This window comes from Microbacterium sp. NRRL B-14842 (assembly GCF_050470785.1).
The window spans coordinates 980,086-993,631 of the sequence record NZ_JBFLUM010000001.1 but is presented as its reverse complement, the minus strand read 5'-3'; the positions used below and the strand labels follow the sequence as shown (position 1 = coordinate 993,631).

Annotated in this window: 12 protein-coding genes; 4 read left to right on the top strand and 8 right to left on the bottom strand. The window is 69.4% G+C overall.

All coding sequences use genetic code 11. The features are described from left to right. Positions 1–19: 19 nt before the first annotated feature. From AB1285_RS05000 to AB1285_RS04980, 5 genes are all read right to left on the bottom strand, one after another. Positions 20–1,789 (bottom strand): peptidoglycan D,D-transpeptidase FtsI family protein, encoded by a 1,770-nt coding sequence (locus AB1285_RS05000; protein ID WP_259955145.1) that lies wholly within the window; start codon positions 1,787–1,789, stop codon positions 20–22. A gap of 26 nt (positions 1,790–1,815) precedes the next feature. After that, the gene (locus AB1285_RS04995) at positions 1,816–2,388 is read right to left on the bottom strand and encodes a hypothetical protein (RefSeq protein ID WP_187661799.1); all 573 of its coding nucleotides are present in this window, start codon (positions 2,386–2,388) and stop codon (positions 1,816–1,818) included. Next, positions 2,385–3,323, bottom strand: coding sequence for a 16S rRNA (cytosine(1402)-N(4))-methyltransferase RsmH (gene rsmH, locus AB1285_RS04990; RefSeq protein ID WP_071329847.1), 939 nt, complete (start codon positions 3,321–3,323; stop codon positions 2,385–2,387). Before rsmH ends, AB1285_RS04995 begins: the two co-directional genes overlap by 4 nt. Before the next feature lie 103 nt (positions 3,324–3,426). Next, positions 3,427–3,858 carry a division/cell wall cluster transcriptional repressor MraZ gene (mraZ, locus tag AB1285_RS04985; protein WP_025105095.1) on the bottom strand — a complete coding sequence of 144 codons (432 nt, stop codon included), beginning with the start codon at positions 3,856–3,858 and terminating at the stop codon, positions 3,427–3,429. A 262-nt stretch (positions 3,859–4,120) separates the two neighbouring features. Continuing rightward, on the bottom strand, positions 4,121–4,495 hold the full coding sequence (locus AB1285_RS04980) for a DUF3040 domain-containing protein (protein ID WP_187661800.1): 375 nt from the start codon (positions 4,493–4,495) through the stop codon (positions 4,121–4,123). Positions 4,496–4,657: 162 nt separating this feature from the next. On the opposite strand from AB1285_RS04980, the gene AB1285_RS04975 reads away from it, so the two are divergent. Further along, the gene (locus AB1285_RS04975) at positions 4,658–5,683 is read left to right on the top strand and encodes a polyprenyl synthetase family protein (RefSeq protein ID WP_259955158.1); all 1,026 of its coding nucleotides are present in this window, start codon (positions 4,658–4,660) and stop codon (positions 5,681–5,683) included. A gap of 9 nt (positions 5,684–5,692) precedes the next feature. Here the strand turns inward: AB1285_RS04975 and AB1285_RS04970 are convergent, their stop codons facing one another. After that, on the bottom strand, positions 5,693–6,049 hold the full coding sequence (locus tag AB1285_RS04970; protein WP_327036728.1) for an Rv2175c family DNA-binding protein: 357 nt from the start codon (positions 6,047–6,049) through the stop codon (positions 5,693–5,695). A 129-nt stretch (positions 6,050–6,178) separates the two neighbouring features. Between AB1285_RS04970 and AB1285_RS04965 the strand changes: the two genes are divergently transcribed. Then, positions 6,179–7,321 carry a LysM peptidoglycan-binding domain-containing protein gene (locus tag AB1285_RS04965; protein ID WP_370428849.1) on the top strand — a complete coding sequence of 381 codons (1,143 nt, stop codon included), beginning with the start codon at positions 6,179–6,181 and terminating at the stop codon, positions 7,319–7,321. Positions 7,322–7,397: 76 nt separating this feature from the next. Further along, entirely contained in the window at positions 7,398–9,353 is a 1,956-nt protein-coding gene (gene pknB / locus AB1285_RS04960) for a Stk1 family PASTA domain-containing Ser/Thr kinase (RefSeq protein WP_187661803.1), read from the top strand. A gap of 60 nt (positions 9,354–9,413) precedes the next feature. On the opposite strand, the gene AB1285_RS04955 is transcribed toward pknB, so the two are convergent. Together AB1285_RS04955 and AB1285_RS04950 are read right to left on the bottom strand one after the other, a co-directional pair. Further along, the gene (locus AB1285_RS04955; protein ID WP_187661804.1) at positions 9,414–10,754 is read right to left on the bottom strand and encodes a class II 3-deoxy-7-phosphoheptulonate synthase; all 1,341 of its coding nucleotides are present in this window, start codon (positions 10,752–10,754) and stop codon (positions 9,414–9,416) included. A gap of 46 nt (positions 10,755–10,800) precedes the next feature. Then, complete coding sequence (locus AB1285_RS04950) at positions 10,801–11,490, bottom strand: lysophospholipid acyltransferase family protein (protein WP_187664181.1); 690 nt, start codon at positions 11,488–11,490, stop codon at positions 10,801–10,803. A gap of 151 nt (positions 11,491–11,641) precedes the next feature. Between AB1285_RS04950 and AB1285_RS04945 the strand changes: the two genes are divergently transcribed. Next, entirely contained in the window at positions 11,642–13,474 is a 1,833-nt protein-coding gene (locus AB1285_RS04945; protein ID WP_187661805.1) for an AMP-dependent synthetase/ligase, read from the top strand. Positions 13,475–13,546: the final 72 nt, after the last annotated feature.

Below are 13,546 nucleotides of genomic sequence, written 5' to 3'. Positions count from 1 at the left end.
CATGCGCGGCTCTCGCCGGCTATCCGAACTTGGGGAGGAGCGCGTCCATCGGGACAGAGGACGGCATCACGCGATAGGTCTTCATCACCTGCGTCATCGCCTTCTGGAAGGCGGAAGCGGTGGCCGCGGACGATACAACCTTAGTCGGCTCGTCGAGGGTGACCACGACGACGTACTGCGGGTCGTCGACGGGCGCGAAGCCCACCATGCTCGTGTAGTACACGCCTGCCTTGTAGCCGCCCTTGCCGTCCGAGACCTGCGCGGTACCGGTCTTGCTGGTCACCCGGTATCCGGGAACCTGGATGCGATCGGCGTTCCCGCCCTGCACGGCGACGTTCTCGAGCATGCGGGTCAGATCGGCGGCGGTCTGCTCCTTCACGATCTGCTCGTGCTTCGGCTTCGGCGTCTCCGTGACCGTCCCGTCGGGCGCCGTGCAGGACTCCACCATCGACAGGTCGATCTTCTCCCCGCCGTTGGCGATGGCCTGGTACGCGCCGGCGAGCTGCGGGGCCGTCACCGTGAAGTACTGGCCGAACGTCGTCGTGTAGAGGGACTGGCTGTCCCAGTCGCTCACCGGGTGCAGGATGCCTCCCACTTCGGAGGGGAAGTCCAGGGTCTTCTGCCCGACCCCGAAGCGCTGCAGGTAGTCGTAGCGGACCTCGGGGGCGACCATCGTGCCGAACTTCGACAGCGCGGTGTTGGAGGAGTCGATCAGTCCGCCCGCGAGCGTGTAGTTGTAGGCCGGGTGGCTGAACGCGTCGTTGACCACGGCGCCGTTCGGGAAGGTCTCGCGCGAGGAGGCCGTCACGGTGCTGAGCGGGGTGAGGCCCGCACCCTCCATCGCCGCCGCCGCGGTGATCGCCTTGAACGTCGAACCGGGCTCGAAGTCGCGGTGGAAGATCTGGCTGTATCGCGTCTCCGGAGTCGAGGAGTCCAGGTCGTTCGGGTCCATGGCCGGCCATTCGGCCGCGGCGCGGATCTTGCCGGTGCCCACCTCGACGACCGTGACGGTTCCGCCCTTGGCGCCCTGCTTCTGGGCCTCCTCGCCGATCATCTGCTGGAGGTACCACTGCAGGTCGCTGTTGATCGTGAGCTGCACGGTGCCGCCGTCGACGGCGTCGGTGACCGACTCGCTCCCCGGGATCACGACGCCGTCCTTGCCCTTGCGATACGTCTTCTCCCCATCGATCGGCGCGAGGCACGATTCCTCGAGCTGCTCGACGCCGGCCTTGGCCTCCCCGGTGTTGTCGAGGAAGCCCAGCACGTTCCCGGCGACCGCGCCGTTGGGATAGACCCGGGTCTCGCGCGGCGTCAGGGCGAGGTACGACCCCAGGCCGAGGTCGCGGAGCGCGATGAACTGCTCGGTGTTGAGCCCCGTCTTCAGGGGTGCGTACTGGCTGTTCGGGTTCTCGGCGAGGGCATCGGAGACGCGTTTGCGGATCTCGTCTCCCGGTACCCCCGTGATCGCGGCGATCTTCTCTGAGGCCTCGGCCCAGGGCAGCGCAGGATCCTTCTCCTCCGTGAGCCTGATGACCTGAGGACTGAGCTGCGCGTCGTAGACCATCACGCTCGACGCGAGGACTGTGCCCTCGGCGTCGACGATGGATCCCCGCTGTCCGGGGATCGTCGAGCCGTCGCCGATGTGCTCGAGGGATTGGTTGACGTGCTCGTCGGCGCTCACCACCTGGATGTCGATCAGGCGGACGACGAACGCCACCAGGATCGAAAGGATGACCGCCAGTGCGACGACGGTGCGTCGCCGCGGTCCGCGCGTGGCTCGTGTCGTCATGGGATCTCTCCGTCGATCGGGGATGGTCAGTGCGTCGTGGGGCTGGGCAGGCCGTCGGTGATGGCGGGCGGCAGGTCCTGCGCGGGCGGTGTACCGCCGGTCGCGTCGTCCCCGGCGTTCTCCGCCGGCGGGGTCTCCTCCGTGACGAGGACGTTGCCGACGGCCGCCTTCCCGTTGGGATCGATCGTGGAGACCCCTTCCGCCCCGGCGCCCGTCCCGAAGACGGCGCCGTCGCTGAGACGGAGGTAGGACGGGGCGCCCGCCACGACCATGCCGAGGTCGGCGGCGCTGCTCGCGAGCACCTGCGGGGAACTCAGCCCCGTCAGCTCCTCCTGCAGCGCGTCGGTCCGGAGGTCGAGTTCGCGCTGCTGGGACGTGAGCCCGGCGAGGGTGAACGAGTCCTGTGTGATGGCCAGCGAGAGCCCGACCTGCCCCGCACCGATGGCCAGGGCGCCGCCCAGCGCGACGAGCGCGTAGGCGAGCTTCGGCTTGCGGCGCCGTGCGGGCGCCGTCACCGGTCGCAGGCGCCGCTCGGGCGTCGTCTCCGGAGCGACCGGCTGCAGCGGCAGGGTCGGCTTGCGGACTGCGTTCATGCTCATGCGCTCTCCCGCACCTTCTCGGCGGCGCGCAGGCGCACCGGTATCGCACGCGGGTTGCGTGCGCGCTCTTCGTCATCGGCGAGTTCCGCGCCCTTGGTGAGGATGCGGAATCGGGGGGCGTGCTCCGGCAGCTCGACCGGCAGCCCGGCGGGCGCCGTCGAGGAGGAGGCGGCCGCGAAGGCCTGCTTGACCAGCCGGTCCTCGAGGGACTGGTACGACATCACGACGATGCGGCCTCCGACCGCGAGTGCGTCCATCGCGGCGGGGATCGCGTCCGCGAGGACGTTCAGCTCGGCGTTGACCTCGATCCGGAGGGCCTGGAACACGCGCTTCGCCGGGTGCCCGGATCGCTGCGCGGCCGCGGGGGTGGCGGCCACGAGGATGTCGACGAGTTCGCCCGATCGCGTGATCGGCTGCTTCTGACGGGCGTCGATGATGAAGCGCGCATACCGTCCGGCGAGCTTCTCCTCTCCGTACCGCTCGAAGATGCGCCGCAGGTTGCCCTCGCTGTAGGTGGCGATGACCTCGGCGGCGGTGATGCCCTTCGTCTGGTCCATCCGCATGTCGAGCGGAGCGTCCTTGGAGTATGCGAAGCCACGTTCGGCCTCATCGAGCTGCAGCGACGAGACGCCCAGGTCGAAGAGGATCCCGGCGGCGCCCTGGGCGTGCAGGCCGATCTCGTCGTAGACGGTGTGGACGAGGGTCACGCGATCGCGGAACCGAGCGAGCCGCTCCCCCGCGATCTTCAACGCGTCGGTGTCCCGGTCCAGCCCGATGAGGCGGATTCCGGGGAATCGCTCAAGTAGCGCTTCGGAATGGCCGCCCATGCCGAGGGTGGCATCGACGAGCACGGCGCCGTCCTCCTGGAGGGCAGGTGCGAGGAGCTCGACGCAGCGGTCGAGCAGGACGGGGGTGTGGATGTCGCGGAGGTTCATGATCTCTCTCGGGTCCGACCTTCGGCTCTGATCCCCCTCCGCATCTCGACCCGGCACCGGGGAAGTGTGTCGGGGCGGGAGCGGCGGGGCATCACAGCCGTGGTCAGAACAGTCCCGGAATCACCTCCTGCTCCAGCTCGGCGTAGGACTCCTCGCCGGCGGCGAGGTACGCGTTCCAGCTCTCCGCGTCCCAGATCTCGGCGTGGGCGCCGACTCCGGTCACGATGAGCTCCTTCTGAAGACCCGCGTACTGACGCAGGTGGGCGGGGATGGTGATGCGGTTCTGGCTGTCGGGCATCTCCGCACTGGCACCGGAGAGGAACATGCGCATGAAGTCACGCGCCTGCTTGTTGGCGAGCGGGGCCTGACGGATCCGCTCGTGCATCGCCTCGAACTCGGCCGTGCTGAAGACGTAGAGGCAGCGCTCCTGGCCCCGGGTGACGACGATGCCGCCGCCCAGGTCCTCGCGGAACTTCGCGGGAAGGATGACCCGTCCCTTGTCGTCCAGCTTCGGTGAGTGCGTGCCCAGCAGCATCGGCCATCACCCCCTCTCCGTCCGGCCAACTCGAGGTGCGCCCCACTTTACTCCACTTTCCTCCACATTCCTACGACGAATCCAGGGTATCGTCCCTGTGCTTCCGCGGACCTCGCCCTACTTCCGCGACATTCCGCGGGGGAGCGAGGTGGAGCGCCAGTGGAGGGCCGGTGGAGGGCCGGTGGGGACCGGATGCCCAACAGGCACGAAAAAGCCCGGATGCTCAGCATCCGGGCTTCGTGGTGGAGAGGAAGGGAGGAGGTCAGTGGCCGTCCTGGCGCCGATCCCATCGATCGTTCATGCGGTCCATGAAGGAGGAGGAGTCCTGCCGCTTCGGAGCGGTGCGGGTCCGGGGCTCTGCCGGTCCGGACCGTCGGACAGGGGTGACGGCCAGCATGACGCCGCCGAGCATGGCCGCGAAACCGATGACCCCGACGACGATGCCCCAGATGTCTCCGAGGATGACACCGACGACCAGTCCGCCGACGCCGGCCAGCAGGAGCAGAGCACCGTAGACGAGATTGCGATAGCTGAGCGTGCGATCGCCCGACGGCGCGCTCACGACGTCGGCGTCATTGTGCAGGAGATGGCGTTCCATCTCGTCGAGCAGACGTTGCTCCTGTTCGGAGAGTGGCATCTCGTCCCCCTCGGGTATGGTGCCCTCCAGTCTACGCGCGAGCGGCGCCCGGGGCTAGCGGTTCGGGCGTCTCATCCTTTACGTATGCTGGGAGTCGTGCCGTCCCCCTCCCCCTCCGTCGCCGACGCCGTGGCCGCGCGACTGGACCTGTTCCTCGACCGCATGCGAGCGGAGTCGGCGGGGTACGGCGACGACGCCGCCGCCTTCCTCGATGCGGCGTCCGACACCCTCTCCGGAGGGAAGAGGCTGCGCGCCCGCTTCTGCCACGCAGGGTGGCGCGCCGTCTCCCGGTTCCGTGACCGTCTCGCCGTCGAGGACGACGCCCTGTGGGACCTCTGCGCGGCGCTGGAGATCTTCCAGTCCGCCGCTCTCGTGCACGACGACCTGATCGACAACTCCGACACCCGCCGGGGCCGTCCCGCGGCGCACCGGGCGCTCGAGGCCTCCCACCGCTCCGCCGGATGGTGGGGCGACGCCGCTGCCTTCGGGCGCGCCGGTTCCGTGCTGCTCGGCGATCTCCTCGTGGCGTGGAGCGACGACCTCCTGGAGTCGGCGCTCGACGGTCACGGCGCGGCGCGGACCGTGCGCGCCGAGTACGCGCGCATGCGTCGCGATGTCACGACCGGACAGTTCCTCGACATCGCCGAGGAGTCGGCGTGGAGCGTCAGCGATGACCGCGAGCATGCGGAGCGCGCGCTGCGCGTGGCCTCGCTGAAGTCGGCGCGCTACAGCATCGAGCAGCCGCTCATCCTGGGAGCGAGCCTCGCCGGCGCCGACGTCGGGCAGACCGAGGCGCTGCGCCGCTTCGGTCACCCTCTCGGCCTCGCCTTCCAGTTGCGTGACGACGTGCTCGGTGTGTTCGGCGATGCCGCCGTCACCGGCAAGCCCGCGGGCGACGACCTCCGAGAGGGCAAGCGGACCGTCCTCATCGCGCTCACCAGGGAGAAGCTGGACACACCCGCCCGGCGGGTGCTCGACGAGATGCTCGGCGACCCCGACCTGACGGCGTCGCAGGTCTCGTTCCTGCAGGAGACGATCGCCGGGACCGGAGCCCTCGAACGGGTCGAGACGATGATCGCCGACTACGCCGGAGAGGCCGATCGCGCGCTCTCCGGAGCCCGGCTCGAGGACGCCGCGGTCGGCGAGCTCCGCGATCTCGGCCGAGCGGCGACCGTGCGCTCCTCCTGAACGGGTCGCTCAGGCGAGGGTGCGCGCGAGCCGACGGACCTCGCTCTTGTGCCCGGCGAGCAGAGAGGCGATCGGGGAACGCCCGAGGGTCTCGTCCTCGGCGAGCAGCCAGTCGATCAGTTCGTCATCGGAGAAGCCGGCATCCTGCAGGACGATGATCGTCCCGCGCAGGGAGCTCAGCGGCTCGCCGTCCACGATGAACACCGCAGGAACGGCGAAGACGCCGCTGCGCCGCGAGCCGACGAGGTAATGCTCGTCGATCAGACGACGCACGCGGCCGAGGGGCTCGCCGAGCACCTCGACGAGGTCGGGCATGGTCAGCCACTCGAGGGCGGCGTCAGGGGTTGCAGCGACGTTCTCAGACACGTTGCCACTATCTCACCTCGGCCCCCGACGCGCATATCCATCACTTCCGTCACATTCGTCACACCTGTCACTTCTGTTGACATCTCTATACATCCGTGTCAGCGTGAAGTGCTCGAAAAGGGGGCTGACGTGATCTTCCAGACAGCCGTGGCCGGCGCCCTCGCCGCCACTCTGACGGCGACACCCGCCGCCGCGCCCGCACCGCCGGTCGCGCCGCACGAACGGCATCGGATCGCTCCGGTGCGCGTCGCACCGACGCAGAACATCCCGCCCTCGCACGTCGTGCAGCCGGGGGACACGGTCGCCGGCATCGCCGGTCGTCACGGACTGCGCACCGCTGACGTCCTCGGCTGGAACGGCCTCTCCTGGCGCTCGGTCATCTATCCGGGGCAGACCCTGCATCTGCGCGCCCCGGCCTCGGCACCCGCGCCGGCGCCCACGTCGGTGCCTGCGGCGACGAAGACCCACACGGTCGTGGCGGGCGACACCGTCTTCGGCATCGCCCGGAAGTACGCCACCTCGGTCGGCGCGATCCTCGCCGCCAACGGCCTTCCCGACGGCGCCATCATCTACCCGGGACAGAAGATCGTCGTATCCGGAGGCGCGGCTTCCGCTTCCCCTCCGGCACCCGCGGCCACACCCGCGGCGGCACCCGCGACGCCCCCGCAGAGCGGCGGCACCGCCCACACCGTCGCCGCGGGCGAGACGCTGTTCTCGATCGCTCAGCGGTACGGGACCACCACGCAGTCCCTCTTCGCCTGGAACGGCCTCGGCCCGTCGTCGATCATCTACCCGGGTCAGCGCCTCGCCGTGCAGGCGCCTGCCCCGAAGCCCGCCGCTGCGCCGACCGGACAGCGCAGTGCGACCCTGACGGCCGAGCAGGCTGCCAACGCCGCGCTCATCATCCGCGTGGGCCGCGAACTCGGAGTCTCCGACCGCGGGATCGCCATCGCCCTCGCCACCGGCATGGTGGAGTCGGATCTCCGCAACCTGGACTGGGGGGATCGCGACTCGCTCGGTATCTTCCAGCAGCGCCCGAGCACCGGCTGGGGCACCCCGGCGCAGATCATGGACGCGGAGCGGAGCACGCGGGTCTTCTACGGCGGCACGGGCGACCCGAACGGGCACACCACCCGCGGACTGCTCGACATCGCGGGCTGGGAGTCGCTGCCCTTCACCGACGCGGCGCAGGCCGTGCAGATCTCCGCCTACCCCGATCGCTACGGGCAGTGGGAGGCCCAGGCGTACGCATGGCTCGCCCAGCACGGGTGAGGCCGCCGGAAATCCGGATGACCCGAGGGGTGAGGCGTTCCCGGGGCTTTCAGCCATTCGTCCATAGACTTCTGTCGTGACGACCAATCATCAGGCCGACCCCCTCATCGGGCGGCTTGTCGACGGTCGGTACCGCGTGCGTGCGCGGATCGCCCGCGGCGGCATGGCCACGGTCTACGTCGCCACCGACCTCCGCCTGGAGCGCCGCATCGCCTTGAAGGTCATGCACGCGCACCTCAGTGACGACTCCGCGTTCCAGAGCCGGTTCATCCAGGAGGCCCGCGCCGCGGCCCGCCTCGCCGACCCGCACGTCGTCAACGTCTTCGATCAGGGCCAGGACGGCGAACTCGCCTACCTCGTCATGGAGTATCTGCCAGGGATCACTCTGCGTGAGCTCCTCCGAGAGCAGAAGCGCCTCACGGTCGCTCAGACGATCACGATCATGGATGCCGTTCTCGCCGGGCTGTCCGCCGCGCATCGGGCGGGCATCGTCCACCGCGACGTCAAGCCGGAGAACGTCCTGCTCGCGGAGGACGGCCGTATCAAGATCGGCGACTTCGGACTCGCGAGAGCCACCACCGCGAACACCGCCACCGGGCAGCAGCTCCTCGGGACGATCGCGTACCTCGCGCCGGAGCTCGTCACCCGCGGTACCGCCGACGCCCGCAGCGACATCTACGCGCTCGGCATCATGCTCTACGAGATGCTCGTCGGAGAGCAGCCCTACAAGGGCGAGCAGCCGATGCAGATCGCGTTCCAGCACGCCACCGAGTCGGTCCCCCGACCCAGCGTCCGCAATCCCTCGGTGCCGGAGCAGCTCGATGAGCTCGTGCTGTGGGCCACGGAGAAGTCCCCGGACGAGCGTCCGGACGACGCCCAGCAGATGCTGGAGCGCCTGCGGGAGATCGAGCGCGAGATCGGTGTCGCCCCCGCCGTGACCCGGACCACCGGCGCCTCCCGGGATCAGGCCGACTCCGGCGACCTCACCAAGGTCATGCCGGGCACCATGCTCCTGCCGGAACCGGCGACGGCCACCTCCCCCGGGATCGACAACGCCACCATCCTCCGGCGGCGGGCCGCCAAGCGCCGCGCCCGTGGCACGTTCCTCCTCTCCCTCGTCCTCCTGCTCGCCGTCCTCGCCGGCGGCGTGGGCTGGTGGTTCGGCTCCGGTCCCGGCTCGCTGATCGCGGTGCCCGCCGTGGCGGGCCAGACGTACGACGAGGCGGCGGCAGACCTCACGGAAGCCGGCTTCGAACCCGCCCAACGCGACGAGTTCTCCGTCGACGTCGAGAAGGGCATCGTCATCGAGACGGACCCCGGCGAGGGCACCAGGATCGACAAGGGCACCACCGTCGCCGTCGTCGTGTCCGCCGGCCCCGCCTCCCACGACCTCGCCCCTGTGGCCGGACAGCCTGCCGAGGACGTCCGGGCCGCGTTGCAGGCGGCGAACCTCGAGATCACCGACGACGAGGAGTACTTCACCGACGCCGCGGCCGGATCGGTCATCAACGTCCGCATCACTCCCCGTGACGGCGGCGATGCCTTCGGCTGCGATGAGGGCTGCACCGTCCACGAGAAGGACACCGCCACGATCCAGGTGTCGCGCGGGCCGGTGCCCGACGTCACGGACATGACCGTCAAGCAGGCGACCGAGACGCTCACCGGCAAAGGCCTCAAGGTGGCGGAGGAGAACATCTACCGCCCGAGCGATTCCATCGGCAAGGACCGGGTCATCGGGTACGCGGACCGCACCGAGGAAGGATCCTGGCGTCCTGGCGAGACGATCCAGCTGATCGTCTCGCAGGGCCCGCCGCTGTTCGATGTGCCGGATGTCTCCGGGATGACGCGCGACGAGGCCACCGGCGCGTTGCGAGACGCCGGATTCACCTGGAGCTACACGAGCAGCACGGGTCTGCCGGACTCCGTGTGGGACCTCCTCGCGAACGAGAACACGCGCGTGGAGTCGTACAGCCCATCCGAACCGCAGCGGAAGGGCGCGAGCATCACGCTCACCATGAGCTTCGCCGGCTGACGCCGACACGACGAAGGGGCCGGAGCATCGTTCCGGCCCCTTCGTGCGTCCGCCCGTGGCTCAGCGCTTCTCGAGCTCCTCGGCCACCAGGAACGCCAGCTCCAGGGACTGCATGTGGTTCAGGCGCGGGTCGCACAGGCTCTCGTAGCGGGTCCCCAGGGCCGCCTCGTCGATCTGCTCCGATCCGCCCAGGCACTCGGTGACGTCGTCGCCGGTCAGCTCGACGTGGATGCCGCCGGGGAACGTGCCGACCGCCCGGTGCGCCTCGAAGAAGCCGCGGACCTCGTCGACGACGTCGTCGAAGCGACGCGTCTTGTACCCGGTCGGCGTCGTGATGCCGTTGCCGTGCATGGGGTCGGTGACCCAGAGCGGCTGGGCACCCGACTCGCGGACCGCCTCCAGCAGCGGGGGCAGCGCATCGCGGATGCGGCCGGCGCCCATACGCGTGATGAAGGTCAGCCGGCCGGGCTCGCGCTCCGGGTCGAGCTTGTCGATGAGTGCCAGTGCCGTCTCCGGCGTGGTGGTGGGGCCCAGCTTCACGCCGATCGGGTTCCGGATCTTCGAGAAGTAGTCGACGTGCGCGCCGTCGAGCTCGCGCGTGCGCTCCCCGATCCACAGGAAGTGGGCGGAGGTGTTGTACGGGGTGTCCGTCCGCGAGTCGATCCGCGTCATCGGGCGCTCGTAGTCCATGAGCAGACCCTCGTGACCGGTGAAGAACTCGACGCGCTTGAGCTCGTCGAAGTCGGCGCCGGCGGCCTCCATGAACTTGATCGCACGATCGATCTCGGCGGCCATGCGCTCGTACCGCTGGTTCGCCGGGTTCTGCGCGAAGCCCTTGTTCCAGGAGTGCACCTCGCGGAGGTCCGCGAAGCCACCCTGCGTGAACGCCCGGATGAGGTTCAGCGTGGAAGCGGCGGTGTGGTAGCCCTGCAGCAGTCGACCGGGGTCGGCCTGACGGGAGCCCTCGGTGAAGTCGTAGCCGTTCACGATGTCGCCGCGGTACGCCGGCAGGGTGACCTCGCCGCGCGTCTCGGTGTCGCTGGAGCGCGGCTTGGCGAACTGCCCGGCCATGCGCCCCATCTTGACGACCGGCATGGACGCGCCGTAGGTGAGCACGACGGCCATCTGCAGCACCGTCTTGATGCGGTTGCGGATCTGCTCGGCCGTGGCCCCGGCGAAGGTCTCGGCGCAGTCGCCGCCCTGCAGCAGGAAGGCCTCCCCGGAGGCCGCCCTGGCGAGACGGTCGCGGAGGTTGTCGACCTCACCGGCGAAGACCAGCGGCGGAAGGCTCGAGATCTGCCGGGAGACGTCGGCGACGCGGTCGGCGTCTGGCCACTGCGGCTGCTGCTTGATGGGAAGCGAGCGCCAGGCATCAAGGGCGTCGATGTGGTGCGGAAGCATGCGTCCAGCCTAGTGGGCGGCACCACCGCCGAGACGCGCCGGGGGCCTATGTGACGCGCGTCGGAAGACGGTCCTTGACCGTGGACGCGTAGACGTCCTCGTACTCCTGCTGACCGAGGCGCTGGAGGGCCACCATGATCTCGTCCGTGACGGACCGGAGGATGTAGCGGTCGTTCTCCATGCCCGCATAGCGGGAGAAGTCCAGCGGCTCGCCGATGACGATCCCGACCCGCATGACCCGCGGGATACGGCGGCCGATGGGCATGGCGGTGTCGGTGTCGACCATGATGACCGGGATGACCGGGACCTTGGCTTCGAGCGCCATCCGGGCGATGCCGGTGCGGCCGCGGTAGAGCTTGCCGTCGGGGCTGCGCGTGCCCTCGGGGTAGATGCCCAGCAGGTCGCCGCCCCCGAGCACCTGGAGGCCGGTGTTGAGGGAGGCCTCGGACGCCTTGCCCCCGGAGCGGTCGATGGGGATCTGACCCGTCGCCTTCATGAAGAAGCGGGTGGACCAGCCCTTGAGGCCTCGTCCGGTGAAGTAGTCGCTCTTCGCGAGGAACGACATCGACCGATCGATCACGAGCGGAAGGAAGATCGAGTCCGCGAAGGAGAGGTGGTTGCTGGCGAGGATCGCCGCCCCGGTCGCGGGCACGTTCTTCCGCCCCACGATCCAGGGACGGAACACGGCCTTGACCACAGGGCCGATCACGACGTACTTCATCAGCCAGTAGAACATCGAGGTGAAGTCTAGCGCCGCGACGCGGATCGCCCTCATGTTCCTCGTCGGGCGACCCGCAAAGCGACTGAGTTCCACCCTGACCGCGACCGGGTGCCATGCCCTAGACTCGGACCAACGCCCGTGCCCGACCGGTACCGAAGGAGCTGCCGTGGTCCAGTTTGAAGTCCCCGCGATCGTCCCCGCCGATCCCGACGCGAACGTCGCCGACCTGCTTGCGAAGCGTGTGGAGGCGACTCCCGACCGGGCGCTGTTCTCCGTCCCGCAGGGCGACGGATGGCGCGACATCACCGCCGCCGACTTCGAGACCGCGGTCATCGCGCTGGCAAAGGGGTTCGCCGCCGCTGGCATCCAGCCCGGCGAGAAGGTGGGCTTCCTCGCCCGCACCACGTACGAGTGGAGCCTCGTCGACTTCGCGCTCTTCTATGCCGGTGCCGTGATGGTGCCGATCTACGAGACGAGCTCGCCGTCGCAGATCCAGTGGATCCTCGAGGACTCGGGCGCGATCGCCCTCCTCGTCGAGTCACCGGAGCACTTCGCCCGCGTCGACGAGGTGCGCGGCGACCTTCCGCTCCTCCGAGAGGTCTGGCAGCTGCACCTGGGCGCGATCGACACGCTCACCGCGCAGGGGGCATCCGTCTCGGATGAGGAGATCCAGCGTCGCCGCGGCCTCGCCGTCGGCTCCGACATCGCGACCCTCATCTACACCTCGGGCTCCACCGGACGACCGAAGGGCTGCGTGCTCACCCACAGCAACTTCGTCGAGCTGTCCCGCAACTCCGCCAAGGCGCTCGACGAGGTCGTGCAGACGCCCGGCTCGTCCACGCTGCTGTTCATCACGACCGCGCACGTGTTCGCGCGCTTCATCTCCATCCTCAACGTGCACGCCGGGGTGCGCACCGGCCACCAGCCCGACACGCGTCAGCTACTCCCTGCCCTCGGCTCGTTCAAGCCCACCTTCCTCCTCGCGGTCCCCCGCGTGTTCGAGAAGGTCTACAACTCCGCCGAGCAGAAGGCCGAGGCGGGCGGCAAGGGCAAGATCTTCCGCGCCGCCGCCGACGTGGCGATCGAGCACTCCCGGCTGCTCGAGGAGGGCAAGAAGATCCCGTTCGGGACGAAGCTCAAGTTCGCGCTCTTCAACAAGCTCGTCTACTCCAAGCTCCGCGAGGCCATGGGCGGCAACGTCGTCTACGCGGTGTCGGGCTCCGCTCCCCTCGGCGCGCGCCTCGGTCACTTCTTCCACAGCCTCGGCGTGGTGATCCTCGAGGGGTACGGCCTGACCGAGACCACGGCGCCCGCGACGGTGAACCTCGCCTCGAAGTCGAAGATCGGCACGGTCGGTCCCGCCCTTCCCGGCGTCGGGGTGCGTCTGGCCGACGACGGCGAGATCGAGGTGCGCGGCATCAACGTCTTCAAGGAGTACTGGAACAACCCGGAGGCCACCGCCGAGGCGTTCAGCGACGGCGGCTGGTTCCACACCGGCGACATCGGCAGCTTCGACGCCGACGGCTTCCTCACGATCACGGGGCGCAAGAAGGAGATCATCGTCACGGCGGGTGGCAAGAACGTCGCTCCGGCCGCACTCGAGGACCCGATCCGCGCGAACCCCATCGTCGGTCAGGTCGTCGTCGTCGGCGACCAGCGCCCGTTCATCTCGGCCCTCGTCACCCTCGACCCCGAGATGCTGCCGACCTGGCTCGCGAACAACGGCCTCGACGAGAAGATGACCCTCGCGGAGGCTTCGACGAACGCGCAGGTCCGTGCCGAGGTGCAGCGTGCGGTGGACGCGGCGAACGAGCGGGTGTCGCGCGCCGAGTCCATCCGCAAGTTCACGATCCTGGACTCGGAGTGGACGGAGGCCTCCGGCCACCTCACCCCGAAGCTGTCGATCAAGCGGAACATCATCATGAACGACTTCGCCGACGAGATCTCCGCGATCTACGACGAGCCGGTCGCCACGACCAACGTCGCCATCGGCGGCTGACCCGCGCGTCGACCCACCCCCTTCTGACCGAACCGGCCCCTTGCGCTCGTGCGCAAGGGGCCGGTTCGTACG

Bases quoted from the DNA above. Each gene is read 5' to 3' on its own strand.
- AB1285_RS05000 (WP_259955145.1), bottom strand. From the start codon at position 1,789: ATGACGACACGAGCCACGCGCGGACCGCGGCGACGCACCGTCGTCGCA.
- AB1285_RS04995 (WP_187661799.1), bottom strand. From the start codon at position 2,388: ATGAGCATGAACGCAGTCCGCAAGCCGACCCTGCCGCTGCAGCCGGTC.
- rsmH (WP_071329847.1), bottom strand. From the start codon at position 3,323: ATGAACCTCCGCGACATCCACACCCCCGTCCTGCTCGACCGCTGCGTC.
- mraZ (WP_025105095.1), bottom strand. From the start codon at position 3,858: ATGCTGCTGGGCACGCACTCACCGAAGCTGGACGACAAGGGACGGGTC.
- AB1285_RS04980 (WP_187661800.1), bottom strand. From the start codon at position 4,495: ATGCCACTCTCCGAACAGGAGCAACGTCTGCTCGACGAGATGGAACGC.
- AB1285_RS04975 (WP_259955158.1), top strand. From the start codon at position 4,658: ATGCGAGCGGAGTCGGCGGGGTACGGCGACGACGCCGCCGCCTTCCTC.
- AB1285_RS04955 (WP_187661804.1), bottom strand. From the start codon at position 10,754: ATGCTTCCGCACCACATCGACGCCCTTGATGCCTGGCGCTCGCTTCCC.
- AB1285_RS04950 (WP_187664181.1), bottom strand. From the start codon at position 11,490: ATGTTCTACTGGCTGATGAAGTACGTCGTGATCGGCCCTGTGGTCAAG.